At 32.0% G+C, this 13,721-nt stretch carries 12 protein-coding genes and 2 pseudogenes; 12 read left to right on the top strand and 2 right to left on the bottom strand.

Annotated features, from left to right (window positions below; all coding sequences use genetic code 11):
* The first annotated feature begins 28 nt into the window (after positions 1 to 28).
* The 10 genes and pseudogenes from DN393_RS14320 to DN393_RS14275 all read left to right on the top strand — a co-directional run bounded on the left by DN393_RS14320 (position 29) and on the right by DN393_RS14275 (position 11,457).
* Complete coding sequence (locus DN393_RS14320; protein WP_081257246.1) at positions 29 to 835, top strand: class C sortase; 807 nt, start codon at positions 29 to 31, stop codon at positions 833 to 835.
* Between the two features lie 153 nt (positions 836 to 988).
* Complete coding sequence (locus DN393_RS14315) at positions 989 to 2,947, top strand: SpaA isopeptide-forming pilin-related protein (RefSeq protein WP_149173637.1); 1,959 nt, start codon at positions 989 to 991, stop codon at positions 2,945 to 2,947.
* Positions 2,948 to 3,065: 118 nt separating this feature from the next.
* Positions 3,066 to 3,623, top strand: a complete 558-nt coding sequence (locus DN393_RS14310) for a class I SAM-dependent methyltransferase (protein WP_000985677.1) — start codon at positions 3,066 to 3,068, stop codon at positions 3,621 to 3,623.
* A gap of 79 nt (positions 3,624 to 3,702) precedes the next feature.
* Entirely contained in the window at positions 3,703 to 4,440 is a 738-nt protein-coding gene (locus DN393_RS14305; RefSeq protein WP_149173636.1) for a hypothetical protein, read from the top strand.
* Positions 4,441 to 4,537: 97 nt separating this feature from the next.
* Complete coding sequence (locus DN393_RS14300) at positions 4,538 to 5,017, top strand: SRPBCC family protein (protein ID WP_064475309.1); 480 nt, start codon at positions 4,538 to 4,540, stop codon at positions 5,015 to 5,017.
* 79 nt (positions 5,018 to 5,096) lie between these two features.
* Positions 5,097 to 8,267 carry an ATP-binding cassette domain-containing protein gene (locus tag DN393_RS14295; RefSeq protein WP_149173635.1) on the top strand — a complete coding sequence of 1,057 codons (3,171 nt, stop codon included), beginning with the start codon at positions 5,097 to 5,099 and terminating at the stop codon, positions 8,265 to 8,267.
* A gap of 183 nt (positions 8,268 to 8,450) precedes the next feature.
* Positions 8,451 to 9,260 (top strand): MerR family transcriptional regulator, encoded by an 810-nt coding sequence (locus tag DN393_RS14290; protein ID WP_098111713.1) that lies wholly within the window; start codon positions 8,451 to 8,453, stop codon positions 9,258 to 9,260.
* A gap of 226 nt (positions 9,261 to 9,486) precedes the next feature.
* Positions 9,487 to 9,723, top strand: a pseudogene (locus tag DN393_RS14285) (helix-turn-helix domain-containing protein); the annotation flags it as partial.
* Between the two features lie 64 nt (positions 9,724 to 9,787).
* Positions 9,788 to 10,753, top strand: a complete 966-nt coding sequence (locus DN393_RS14280) for a helix-turn-helix transcriptional regulator (RefSeq protein WP_064475312.1) — start codon at positions 9,788 to 9,790, stop codon at positions 10,751 to 10,753.
* Positions 10,754 to 10,824: 71 nt separating this feature from the next.
* Entirely contained in the window at positions 10,825 to 11,457 is a 633-nt protein-coding gene (locus DN393_RS14275) for a type 1 glutamine amidotransferase family protein (protein ID WP_064475313.1), read from the top strand.
* Between the two features lie 269 nt (positions 11,458 to 11,726).
* Here DN393_RS14275 and DN393_RS14270 read toward each other — a convergent pair.
* Positions 11,727 to 11,978: pseudogene (locus DN393_RS14270) on the bottom strand (MFS transporter); the annotation flags it as partial.
* A gap of 164 nt (positions 11,979 to 12,142) precedes the next feature.
* On the opposite strand from DN393_RS14270, the gene DN393_RS31790 reads away from it, so the two are divergent.
* On the top strand, positions 12,143 to 12,271 hold the full coding sequence (locus DN393_RS31790) for a hypothetical protein (RefSeq protein WP_255449769.1): 129 nt from the start codon (positions 12,143 to 12,145) through the stop codon (positions 12,269 to 12,271).
* Between the two features lie 49 nt (positions 12,272 to 12,320).
* Positions 12,321 to 12,896, top strand: coding sequence for an NUDIX hydrolase (locus DN393_RS14265; protein WP_103655353.1), 576 nt, complete (start codon positions 12,321 to 12,323; stop codon positions 12,894 to 12,896).
* 42 nt (positions 12,897 to 12,938) lie between these two features.
* On the opposite strand, the gene DN393_RS14260 is transcribed toward DN393_RS14265, so the two are convergent.
* Entirely contained in the window at positions 12,939 to 13,655 is a 717-nt protein-coding gene (locus DN393_RS14260; protein ID WP_088047090.1) for an SDR family oxidoreductase, read from the bottom strand.
* Positions 13,656 to 13,721: the final 66 nt, after the last annotated feature.

The following is a 13,721-nucleotide window of genomic DNA, read 5'->3' as shown; positions in this document are numbered from 1 at the left end:
ATATTTTAGTATATGCAGAGGTGGAAATATGAAACGAAATCTTGTTTTAGGAGGTATTTTTTTATTTGGATTAGCTATTTTTTTATATCCTACTATTAGTAATTGGTTGGCGACTCGTGCACATTATTCTGAGATTAGCTCCTACGATAAGAAGATCAAAGCACTACAAAAGAAAGAAGTTGAACGTAGGGAAAAAGAAGCAACCGAATATAATAAACAAGTTCAAACTTCCATGAAAACATTTGCAGATCCATTTTCTGAAGAAAAAAATAATCATCATCAAGCGTATGTCGATGCGTTAAATTTAGGTGATGTAATGGGGTATATTGAAATATCGAAAATTAATATAAAACTGCCAATCTATCAAGGGACCTCTGAGGAAGTTTTGAGTCGCGGGGTAGGTCATTTAGATTATTCTTCACTTCCGGCAGGTGGAGAAAATACGCACACTATTTTAACAGGGCATCGTGGTTTACCATCAGCAAAATTATTTACAGATTTAGATAAATTGAGTGAAGGAGATCTTTTTTATATTCATTCTTTAGACAAAATTCTTGCTTATAAAGTAGATCAAATTAAAGTAGTGTTACCACACGAAACGGACGATTTGAAAATTGTGGAAAATAAAGATTATATAACATTAATTACATGTACGCCTTATGGAGTAAATACAAATAGATTACTGGTTCGAGGTGAGCGTGTGGAGTTTAACGAGAAAGTAAAACAAAAAATGCGTAAAGAGATATTTATGTTTAATAAGTGGACCGTAGTAGTCTTAATCCTATTATTCTGTGTGTTACTAGTCGCAATTTATAAGAAAAAATTAACTCGATAGAATGAAGTTATTTATCCTGTATTAATGGGCAGTGGGACCGAAAATCCAGAGATAAGCAAAGAAGGTATATAGGGGATGAAGTAAATCCTCACGGAAAAAAGTTTCACTTTATTCGACTGTAGAAAAAATACGGTAAAGGTGGGAACAAAGGAATTGAGGTTACGATTAAAGTTGGTAAGTATTCATTTTATGGTTTTGTTAATGTTATGTGTAAGTTTTGTCGTATATGCACCAAAAGAAGCATATGGATCCACGACTAACTTAGAAGGTCTAGGGGATATATCGCGTTATAATGCTGTTGTCTTTGGTAACCATATAGCAGTAGGTGGAGACATTGAAGGAGCAATTGCAGTTCAAGGTGATATGGATGCATCTGGTTATACAATTGTAGGTGCAGCAGCGGGAACATCTAATATAGTTGGGGAAAAATGGGATGATGAGGGATATCCATCCTTGTTATTGTCTGGAAAATTTAAAAAATCAAGAGAGGAATCTTTTATCATTCAAAATGGAATAGTCGTAATGACAAAAGAGAGTGATCCAGATCGTATCATACAATCTTCTTATGATCGTATCGTTTATAAAGAAAAACTAGAAATTGACGCGAAATTTAATGAATTTCACAACATAGTGAACCAAGTCAGTAAAAATGCAGGTCAATATAAAACGAATACCCCAATTCCAAATATGAGTTATGGAATTGGAAAAGATATAAACAATCCTAATATTTATGTTTCATCAGAATTGGTAGGGAAAATCAATTTAGATATAAGAGATGTCTTTTTACCTAATGCTAAAGGAAAAGATTTTATCGTTATGTATTCAGATGCAAAAGAGGTTACATTTAAAAATGGTGCTATCTTATATGACACGAACAATATTGGTAGGGCTACAGATATAATTCCTACATCACAACCCTATTCTCCTAATTCACCGTTCACTGAGTTATACGGGAAGGTGATTTGGGTTTTTCCTAATGCAAAAAAAATCACAACAGAGGGATATGGTGTCGTTGGGAGTGTGTTTGCTCCAAATGCTGTATTAGAAACAAAAGGCGGTTCGATTAATGGACAAGCATTTGTCGGTGCAGTACAACAAACTGGTGGATTTGAATTTCACAATTTCAAATTTAATTGGCAACATTGGTACAAGCCTAGTACAGGAAAAGTAAAGATAAAAAAAGTAGATAGTAATAATGATAATAAAGAATTGATGGGGGCAAAGTTTCATATTGAAGATTCAAATAAAAAAGTAGTTGGTGAGTTAGTAACAGATGGACAAGGAGAAGCGATATCAAAGGAATTACCAATAGGTAACTATACCCTAGTGGAAGTAGAAGCACCTAAAGGTTATGAATTATTAAAAGATAAAATAGCTGTAAAAGTAGAAAAAGATGTAGTAGTAGAAATTAAAATAGGGAATAAGAAATTACCAGATCCAATGGGGAAAATGAAGTTAGTAAAAGTAGATACGAGCGATAAAAATAAAAAGCTAGCAGGAGCAAAGTTTCATATTGAAGATTCAAATAAAGAAGTAGTTGGTGAGTTAGTAACAGATGGACAAGGAGAAGCGATATCAAAAGAATTGCCAATAGGTAACTATACCCTAGTGGAAGTAGAAGCACCTAAAGGTTACGAATTATTAAAAGATAAAATAGCTGTAAAAATAGAAAAAGATGCAGTAGTAGAAATTAAAATAGGGAATAAGAAATTACCAGACCCGACTGGGCAATTTGAAATTGAGAAAGTTGATGATAAGGATATTAATTTAAAACTAAAAGGTGCTGTATTTCAAGTATTAGATAAAGAAGGTAAAGAAGTTACTAGATTAACAACGGATGAAAAAGGAAAGGTGATTTCCAACCAGTTAGTAATTGGAAAGTATACGGTTAAAGAAATAAAAGCGCCAAACGGATATATGTTACTTAGAGATCCAATAGAAATAGAAATTACAGAAGCGGTAAGGACACAAAAACTAACAGTGAAAAATGTGAAAAATAATTGGGTAATTCCTAATACTGGTGGCAGCGGAACAACAAGTTTTTACGTGACTGGTTTTGTGCTAATGTTTGGTGTGCTATATTTCTGTAAGAAAAATCGTTACATTAGATAGTTTTTAGGGGATGAGTTCGGCATTGTACTAGATTCATGCTACTAAATTTGTTGAAGAAGGAAGGATAATAGTAAACATAGAATATATTAATAATTAAAATGTTTACGAGGTGAAAGTGATGGCAATAAAACAAGATGAAATTAAAGTAGTAGTCGGAGCTGGGGTGTTTAATAATAATCCAGGTTGGATACAAACGCAAGAAGATGAACTTAATTTACTAGATAAAGTTACGTGGGAAGAAAGATTTGAATACAATTCTATTTCAGCTATTTTAGCTGAGCATGTATGGGAACACCTTACGTTTGAAGAAGGTGTAAGGGCAGCAGAAATTTGTTATGAATTTTTAAAGCCAGCAGGGCACATTCGGTGCGGTGTTCCTGATGCATTTTTCCGAGACGAAGCATACCAAAATATAGTTCAAATAGGCGGACCTGGTCCGAAAGATCATCCAGCAGCAAGTCATAAAATTGTTCATAATTATAAAACATTAACGAAAATGTTTGAAACTGCTGGATTTGAGGTAGTTTTACTTGAATATTGTGATGAAAATGGTCAGTTTTATTACAACGAATGGGATGCAAATGACGGTGTTATTTTCCGTTCGAAAAGGTATGATTCTAGAAATAAAGGTGATAAACTTGGTTTTCCATCTTTAATTGTTGATGCGATTAAATGATAAATTTTTCAAGCAAGTAATTATAAAAAGCAGAAAGTGTTCTTTCTGCTTTTTATTTTGCAAAGGGGATGAATATACTATGCAACCTATAAAACAAGTGGCATTAACATGCATTACTCATGATCCAACAGGGAGCTTATTATCTACAATAAAAGAACTAAAAGAGGAATTGTTAAATTTAAATTATGATAAAAAATATATAACAATTAGTAATGTAACACCTAAAGAGGTTGTAAAAGAACTAGCAGAATGTAACTTCCATATAAATATAGTAGAAAAATTAGGAGTAGGGAACGCACGTAGGGATTCTTTGAAGTTTGTTAGTAACTATAATCATGATTACTATCACTATTGTGATTTTGATCGTTTGCTAACTTGGATTAAAGAATATCCAGCTGAGCTTAATTCGTTCATTCAGAATATAGTTGATGTAGATTACTTAATCATTGGCAGAACGGAGAAAGCTTTTCAGACACATCCTGAAGAATGGAAAATTACAGAAACAGTATCGAATAAAATTATGTCATTACAATTAGGGAAACAAGTAGATATTACAGCTGGTTCATGTGCGTTATCCAAACGAGCAATTGATTACATAATAAAATATTCTAAATGCAGAATGACTGATGGAGAATGGCCGATGATTATAAATACTTTTACAGATTTTAATATTCGTTACACTGCGGTAGAAGGTTTAAAATACGTGAACAAGCTTAACCAAGATAATATTATTGACCCGATAAAAGCATGGTCAACTAGATTAGAGCTCTTATATATAATAAGTCGATCAATTTTGGAGTTAACAAAAACCTCTTAAATTAATGGGATGTAATAGTGATTTCCTTTTTAATTGAAATCATGTAAAATAAAAATAGAACGTACATTCGTTTAGGCGAAAAGGAGGTTAATTTATAATGTTAGCTGTAATAGATAAACAAGGTAATGAATATGTAGTACAATTTGAGCGTTATTTTTCATATTCGATAGAGGAAGTTTGGTCTGTTTTAACAGAAAACAGTAAGCTTAAAAAATGGATGTCTAATTTACAAATTGAAAGTCTTAAAACGGGTGGAATAATAAAGTTCGACATGATGGACGGTTCATTTATAAATATTGATATTTTAGAGTGTCAAGTAAATTCAGTACTTGAATTTACTTGGGATAAAGATCGTGTCCGATTTGAAATACATAAAGAAGAAAGTGGGACTCTTTTACTTCTTAAAGAGTACATTCATGTATTAACTGATCATACACCGAAAGATATAGCTGGTTGGCATATTTGCTTAGATCTTTTTTCTTCCGTACTAGAAGGGAAAGAAAAAGAATTTTCTAAAGATGAATGGCAACAATGGTTTGAAATATATAAGGATAAGGTTCTTGAAGTGAGAGGATAATTACGTAAGATAATATATTTATTATATAATTATTATATTGTAAAAATGGTTTTCATGAAAAATAAGAATAGAGGTTAATATGAAAGTAAATCAATTAATTGCTAATAACATAAATAAATTAGATACAGCTATTCCATTTAATAAGTCGTTTGGAATTGCTGGTTTATCAGGATCAGGTAAAACAACCTTTTGTCAAACGATTGGTGAAGAATCAAAAAAACGATTAGTTTCTTTATTGCCAAAGGCTGAATATCAATATTTATTTCCTAACATTATGGAAACGAATTTTAGTGCTATTAAGATAGAAGATATGCCTTTAGTTCTTTTTCTAGGAAAATCATCGATTTCTTCCAATCCACGTTCAACAATCGGTACACATACTGGTGTTTTCACAGAGGTACGTGAAAAACTTGCTGATGTATTTCATCTTTCACCTGAGGTTTTTTCATTCAATAACCAGTTAGGCTGGTGTACTGGCTGTAAAGGCCGAGGTACTACTAAAAATATTGAGTGTAAAAAATGTAAGGGAAAACGTTATAGCGAAGAAATCGAACAACATACGATAGATTTATTTGCTAAACCACATACAATTTCAAATATTAATGATTTAAGTGTTGAGTCTATTCTTTCGTTAGCGGAAGAGTTAAATATTAGTGAAGCAAAGCAACATATACTGCAAAATATAATTAATATGAACATTGGTTATTTAACATTAAATCGAATTATGGGTACGTTGTCAGGTGGAGAGTTAACAAGACTATATTTGGCTGAATTTATGGCAGTAAGCGAAAATGCTGTAATTATTATTGATGAGATTTCAGTTGGACTTGATCATGAAACATTATTACAAATATTAGAAGAGATTAAGCAGTTAGGGTGTAAAAATCAAATTTGGCTCATTGATCATTCAGATACTGTACTGGATACAACAGATGAGCAATTGTTCTTTGGACCTGGTAGCGGAAAATATGGTGGACAAATTGTGAAAGAATCGCCAAGACCAAAACCAATACTGTCGGATCTAAATAAAGAAGTACCAACAGAATATTATACATTCCATGAATTAAATTGCCGTAATATCCAAATGGCGGAGTTTCAAATCCCTAAAAATAGGCTTGTGACGGTTACTGGAGAATCTGGATGCGGGAAATCTACACTTGTCAATGAATGTTTAGCTACAGATTTCTTGAAACGATATCCAAAAGATAAATTAGTTATGGTAGGACAAGATCGAAATCAATCCATTACAAGTCGATCAACTGTAGCCACTTTCCTAGATATTAAAAAGAAACTCACAAAGTATAGCGAAGAAATTGATGATATTTTTGAGCGTTCGATTGAGGATATTATAGATGAACTCCCAAATGAAGATATTGCGTATAAACGCTTGAGTCTATTAATTAAATTAGGACTAGGTTATTTAACGTTAGAACGAAAAACACAAACATTATCAACAGGTGAGTTCCAATGTGTTCATTTAGTTTCGGAGTTATTTGCAAACACAAGAAATCCACATACATTATTTATTTTTGATGAGCCTTCAAAAGGTTTATCACAAAATATTTTAAACCAATTTATAGATAGTGTTAGAGGGATATTACAAGATGAATCAGTCTCTATCATCATGATTGAACATAATAGTTATATGTTAGAAAGCTCTGATTATATTGTAGATTTCGGGAAAAGACAGCTTGAATCTATAAAGCATCTTGATGTAGTAAGTCATGAAGATTATTATCGTCAAAAAAGCAGTGTGAATAATGCAGAGCAAATACATATTTCTTCAGCACTTAAGCATAAAGAAGGCGTTCACTATTTAGAAGAAAATCATATTCACTATTTTAAAAATGCCGAAAATATTTATAAGGGTGGTATTTTAAAAAGTTTATCATCAATGGCCCGTTTAATTTATAGTGAATATGAATCTGATACAATTGCACCTGTTGTTGCTATTGATCTTGAAAGACATTTATATAGTCAATATAGTTTCTTATATGAAATTGGTGGACTAATTAATCATATTGTAGCTGCTCATCCAACTAATAAAGATACGAGAAGTTTTGATTTCTATTCACAGGACAATCATTGTCCATCTTGTTCTGGACGCCTTCAAATTGAAGTTTTTGATAAAGATATTGCAATTCAAGATAAAAACGTTCCATTTTGGGATGGTTTATTTGATCCGGAAATCATGAAAGTATTAAAATTTTATCAATATGAAAAAATAGAATTTTTATTTGAAGAAATTAAAAATGAGCTTGGTCACGATTTATCAAAGAGCTATAATGATATGTCAGAAGAAGAAAAGCATACGTTTTGGTACGGATATTTTGAAAAATCATTTTATGATAAAAAAGGAAAGACACGCAGAACATGGGTAGGATTTAATACGATTATTGGTGGATATATTGTTATTTCAAAAGCAGCTATTAAAGAGGAAATTAAGACTTCTAAAGAATTGATAACATGTCCAATTTGTGAGGGAACGGTATTAAATCATCAAAAACCGCTTAAATTTGCTAACTTCGATATTCGTGAAATTATCAATCAACCTATTGATGAAGTGTTGAAGATAGTCGGTGATTTACCTGCACTTCAAAAATTGAAATCTATTGTTGGTGGCGATATGAGATTGACAGAAGATGTTTCTTTATTGCCAAGAAAAGCACAAGTTGCACTGAAAATGTTTGAATTAGAACAGGCAAGCTTTTCAAACTACGAAATGGTGTTACAAAATGTCTTACCATTCTGGGACGAAATAAAAGGAAATATCGAATCCATTAGTGTTAATAATCAAGTAACTGTTTGTGATTTCCCTAATGTTTATGAAACGAGAGAAAACATTATAGATAAGTATTTCACAAATGGTAAATATAAAAAACTTACGTATGTATACGAAGCGTTTGGATACAAAAAGTTAGTTACCCAAATTAATAAAATTAAAAAAAGTAATCCATGTCCATTCTGTAAAGGAAAGAAAGTTATAACGGAAGATAATCTACATGATGGTGTATTTAAACTAACAATTCCATGTGTAACTTGTACTGCAACTGGTATTAATGACGAAGGACTAAAAGAAGTTGTTGAGAGCGTGGATGTACAAACATGGTTAACTGGAAAAGTTTGTGATGTTGTGGATGAAAGCTTATTAACAGAAGATGTTTCGCAAATACCAATTTTTAATCGCATTCGTGAATTGGATAAACAAGATATGATGGCGGTTTATGAATGTCTGGAGATACATAATTAAGCGAAACAACTAATATGTTGATTAGCATAATTGATTATAAAAACGAAAATATGCAATTTTAATTATATAAATATAACGCATTTAATTATTATTTAAATCATTAAAAGTAGTTGACTCTCACACAATGTCATTGTTTAAGATGAAGTTGAGCTTCGAAGTAGATGTAATTCATAGGAGGAAAACATGTTTAAAATAGGGGATTTTTCAAAACTATCTTCCATTAGTATACGTATGTTGAGACACTACGATAAAGTGGAATTATTACAGCCAGTAAAAGTCGATGAACAAAGTGGATATCGATATTATTCAGCAGCCCAATTAAAGAAAGTAAATCAAATTCAAACATTAAAAGATATGGGGTTTAATATTGCTACTATTAAAGAAATAGTAGAGAGCGATAATATGGAAGTAATAAAATTACAATTTGAAAATCGTAGTGCTCAAATAAAGGATGAAATGGATGACCTCCAAAAACAATTACGTCTTCTCGAAGCCTCAATGAAAACGATGAGAGAGGATGTTGTTGAGATGAACTATCATGTTTCAATAAAAGAAATTCCAGAAAGAAATGTAGCTAGTGTTAGAAAGGTTATTCCATCTTATAATCGCGAAGGGGATTTATGGGGTATATTAATGCAAGAAATACAAATGAAAAATATTAGCATTGCCCATCCGAGTTATAGTATTGCAGTTTTCCATGATCGTGAATACAAAGAAAATGATGTAGATGTAGAAATACAGCTAAGTATTTTAGGGAAGCACGAAAAGACAAAAGACGTTACATTTAAAAATATTGAATCAACTAATGTAGCTTCCATAACGGTTAATGGAAGTTATGAACAAATGACAGCTGTAAATGAGGCTGCAGCAAAATGGATTGAGACAGAAGGTTACGAATTAGCAGGTCCAATGTATAATATTTATCATGTGAGCCCAGCGATGGAATCGGATCCTAATAAGTGGGTTACAGAAGTTTGTTATCCAGTTAAATGATGATAAAGAAAAAAGGCATATAATTAATGCCTTTTTTCTTTATGGGTACCGTCAGGGAAATGTTACAATGCTAAACCTTTTTTTCTGACGATTCTCCCGTTTTTAATAATGTTAAGAAAGTTTCAGTGGCCTTAAAGAATCTAATGAGATCACTTTCTCTGAATTAAAATGGTATTCTCCTAGCAAATTAATATGTTCCCAGCAAAAAGGTGACATATGGTGCAAGATTACGGTTATGGCGGGTGTAAACCAACCAGAACGTGATCTTATCCGTATGCGGTAGCGTGAAGGAATTGAACTGGCTAAGAAAGAAGGAAAGTTTAAAGGTCGGTTAAAGAAGTACCATAAACATCATGCAGTAAAGCTTAATAAAGAGGGAGATATGACTGTAAATCAAATTTGTGAAATTACAAATGTGTCTAGGTTCTCATTATATAGAAAGCTATCGGAAAGGAACAGTTGATGAGTTATACTAAAAATAGGAAATATTACAATAGAAAATAAATTTCATATAGAGGTGGAATTATATGCCTAAAATTGACAATATGTTAGCAATTCTATGGATGCTTCGTTCAGGTGAAAAAATTACTGCAAAACAAATTTCAGAAAAGTTAGAGATGAATATAAGGACTGTGTATCGTTATATTGATACAATTTCAACAAGTGGCGTACCTATCATTTCAGAACCAGGACATAATGGTGGATACACTTTATTGAACAATTTTATTGAGGCTCCTCTTTTTTTTGATTTTGAGGAGCAAACTGCACTATTTCACGCTGCTGTTTTTGCAGAAGAAGCGGGATATTATGGAGGTGAAGCACTAAATAGGGCCATTTCAAAACTAAGTAAATACTCAAATCAAGAGCAGGAAACAAAGATAAACCAACATTTAGCTAGTCTTGAAGTAATAAGTCGATTAAGTTCGCTCTCTATGGAACCTTTTTTGAAGGAGTTGGAGCAGGCGGTAGCTGACGGGTACTCAGTAAAAATTATTTACCATAAAAGTGGTGAAAAGCAATTAAATTATAGATTGGTCGATCCGTACAAAATTATCTATTGGAATAATAAGTGGTATGTGATTGGATTTTGTCATCTTAGGAATGATATCCGTAGTTTCAGAGTAGATCGAATTGAAAGTCTAATGCTAACAGAAAATAAGTTTAACCGACCAGAAAATTTTTCAGCACGTGACTTTTTTATAAAAGGTCTTCTTCCAACTATAGAAGATAAGGAAGGGACTATTTCTTTGGTTATTAATGGGGATAAAAGTGTATTGGCTGATATTTGCCAACATTGGTTTTTAGGACATTATTTACAAGAACGGACTTCAAATCAAGCAGTTTTTCTTCTTGAAAAAGATATAATACATACATATGTACCTTATTTACTTTTGCCGTACAATAAATCTATTAAAGTTATTGAGCCAATAAGTCTTAAGAAAAGACTTATTGAAGTTCTTTCAGAATTAATAAAATTTCATCAAGTAATATAACTTCCCTGACGTTAACTGTCAGGGAAGTTATATTATAATAGCTATATAAATTGTGATTGGAGTGTTATTGGATGCAAACAAAAAAAGTATTTCTATATGTATTTAACACAATGTCGGACTGGGAATATGGATATTTAATTGCAGAATTAAACTCAGGAAGATATTTTAAAAAAGATTTAGCACCTTTAAAAGTAATTACAGTAGGAGCTAATAAAGAAATGATTACTACTATGGGAGGACTGAGTATAAAACCAGATATTTCCCTTGATGAATGTACTCTTGAGAGTAAAGATCTTTTAATTTTACCAGGAGGGACTACTTGGAGTGAAGAAATTCATCAACCGATCTTGGAAACAATTGGCCAAGCTTTAAAGCTTGGTACTATTGTTGCTGCAATTTGTGGTGCAACTGAGGGCCTCGCGAATATGGGATACTTAGATACTAGAAAGCATACAAGTAATAACTTAGAATATACTAAAATGGTATGTCCTAACTATAAAGGAGAAAAATTCTATGAGTCGGAATCTGCGGTATCTGATACGAATTTAGTTACTGCATCAGGAATAGCTCCTCTGGAATTTGCAATGGAGGTACTGAAAAAAATAGATGTATTTACACCAGATGCATTACATTCATGGTATAACCTAAATAAGACTCATAAACCTGAATACTTCTTCAAGTTAATGAATTCAATAAATAAATGAAGTAACTGAAAAGCTCAATTTCTCTATTTTGATTTGTAGAGAAGTTGGGCTTTTTAATTTGGAATTTTCTTATCGTTGTAAATTCGTATTTTCCTGACGCTACCCTTTTATCAACTTATCCGTAAATATCAAGAGAAATTACTTCTTGATTCGATTCGTCAACTACTGTCAAAATTTTATTTAAAAATGTACAAAATGAGCGGAGTGTAATGGATATTTTCGTTCTTCAATTTCAATTAACCAATCATACATAATTATCTTTCCATCCATAGTAACTTTTTTCGATCGTATTGATCAATCATTACACCAACTAAAGGGCCGAATAAAACAATTGGCAAATTAATAGTAAATAAAGAACTCATAATTACAGCTGAACCGGTTAATTGATAGGCAATCCAAGGCAATGCAAAAGTATATAGTGAATCTCCAATTCGTGAAATGAGTAAACCAAAAATGAAAATCTTGTATTCTTTTGAGAAAGTTGTCTTAATGGTAAGCCTGCGTTCTAGTATAAATTTCACAACTGTTTGAACCACCTTTATTATAGAGGAATTTGAAAATCATCCGTCCAATACTTGTTATATATAGAATTCTGTAATTTTTAGATGAATCCTACTTTTTATAGGTATTTTTAAAATCTAAAGGAGGAAATAAAAATGAGGGCAGTATTATGAAAAAGATTTAATTGCGAACAGGATGGGGAGAAAATTCATTAACAAAGTATAGACATTCGTGGAAAGAAACAGTACCTGAGTATATAGCGCAAAACCTACTTGATGCTGTGTGTTGGATTGAAGATAATTTAAATACATAATAAAATTATAGTAAACTATTTTATTCAAAGGTCGTTAGGAGGGAAAATATTGATACATATAGATAAGAATGTGCGAACAGCTGGTGCGTATGTAATATATAAGAATTTATTTGTTTTTCAAGTTGGTCCAACGAATAAAGGTGATACATTAGGTGTAGTAAGGCTCGGAGGACATAAAGAAGGGGATGAAACAGCAGTAGAAACAGCTAAAAGAGAAGTGAAAGAAGAAGCTACTATCGATATTGCTATATTGAGTTCACCAATTACATATTATAAAGAGAATTGGAATGCAAAATCAAAGAAAGTAAAAGTAGAAAATGAAGTCAATCCAATTTTAATTATTGATAGTCCAGATGAAACTTTATCTATTATGTATATGGCACATGCAGAAAATGAACCAACTCCATCCTCTGAAACGAACGGGCTCTTATTACTTTCAGTAAGTGATATTAGGCTAATTTGTAGTAAAAAAATAACACTAAACGATTATATTAAGCAAGATGGAATAGCTGTATTGAAAGAAAAAATGAATAAAGAGTTAATCTTACAACCTTTTCCACAACTTATGTTTTTAGCAGGAATTTTAAAAGAGGATCCTTTATTACTGCAGCAGTTTCTAAATTAGCAACAAAAGCCACCTTAATAAGGGGCTTTTGTTTTAAATAATTTAATGGTATGTGTATCCTCCATCAGGAAACAATACATTGCCTGTAGTAAAACTATTTTGCATTAAATATAGAACAGTATGTGCAATTTCATCATTATGCCCAGGCCTCTTTAGAAGAGAAAGAGATTTATAAGCTTCATAAGCAGCTAGTCTATTTTCGTTTTGTTCATTTTCCCTCCGTATCGTTCCAGGGGAAACAACATTAACTCTTATAGGAGCTATTTCAACAGCTAAAGCTTTCCCTAAACTCTCAATAGCACCATTACAAGCTCCATAAGCAGGTGCCCCTTTAAGCGGTTTTTGACTAAATGCACCGGACATTAATACGATAGATCCGGAGTCTGAAAGAAAAGGAATTGCATATTTTACGGCATAATATTGTGGCCAAAACTTGCCGATAAAGCTGCTTTCAGCAATATCATCAGTAGCGGTTATAGGTCCAAGTGTGTAAGAGGCTCCTGGTGTGAACAAGTGATCAAAATTCCCAACTTTCTTGAAAAAATCTTGTAATTGGTTTTTATTTTGGTTATCCAATACATAAGTTTGAAGATGAAGGTTATTTATTACTTCTTGAGCAATCATTAATTTTTCAGTCGAACGCCCTGCAATAATAACATGTGCTCCTTGTTCAATTGCTTGTTTTGCTGTTGCAAACCCAATACCAGAACTCCCACCAATGATAACGATACGGCTACCTTTTAATGTAGTAATAGACATATTTAAGCCACTCCTTTAATAAAAACGTTAAAATAAAACTATTATTTCTTTATTATTCGCTAAAAG

The organism is Bacillus sp. BPN334, assembly GCF_008368885.1.
Taxonomy (GTDB): Bacteria; Bacillota; Bacilli; order Bacillales; family Bacillaceae_G; genus Bacillus_A; species Bacillus_A wiedmannii.
The sequence above is the reverse complement of the archived record's forward strand: the minus strand, read 5'-3'. Positions and strand labels throughout refer to the sequence as shown.

What these genes read in the sequence shown, in the direction of transcription:
- DN393_RS14290 (WP_098111713.1), top strand. Translation starts at nt 8,451, where the DNA reads ATGTTTAAAATAGGGGATTTTTCAAAACTATCTTCCATTAGTATACGT.
- DN393_RS14310 (WP_000985677.1), top strand. Translation starts at nt 3,066, where the DNA reads ATGGCAATAAAACAAGATGAAATTAAAGTAGTAGTCGGAGCTGGGGTG.
- DN393_RS14280 (WP_064475312.1), top strand. Translation starts at nt 9,788, where the DNA reads ATGCCTAAAATTGACAATATGTTAGCAATTCTATGGATGCTTCGTTCA.
- DN393_RS14305 (WP_149173636.1), top strand. Translation starts at nt 3,703, where the DNA reads ATGCAACCTATAAAACAAGTGGCATTAACATGCATTACTCATGATCCA.
- DN393_RS14260 (WP_088047090.1), bottom strand. Translation starts at nt 13,655, where the DNA reads ATGTCTATTACTACATTAAAAGGTAGCCGTATCGTTATCATTGGTGGG.
- DN393_RS14275 (WP_064475313.1), top strand. Translation starts at nt 10,825, where the DNA reads ATGCAAACAAAAAAAGTATTTCTATATGTATTTAACACAATGTCGGAC.
- DN393_RS14300 (WP_064475309.1), top strand. Translation starts at nt 4,538, where the DNA reads ATGTTAGCTGTAATAGATAAACAAGGTAATGAATATGTAGTACAATTT.
- DN393_RS14320 (WP_081257246.1), top strand. Translation starts at nt 29, where the DNA reads ATGAAACGAAATCTTGTTTTAGGAGGTATTTTTTTATTTGGATTAGCT.
- DN393_RS14295 (WP_149173635.1), top strand. Translation starts at nt 5,097, where the DNA reads ATGAAAGTAAATCAATTAATTGCTAATAACATAAATAAATTAGATACA.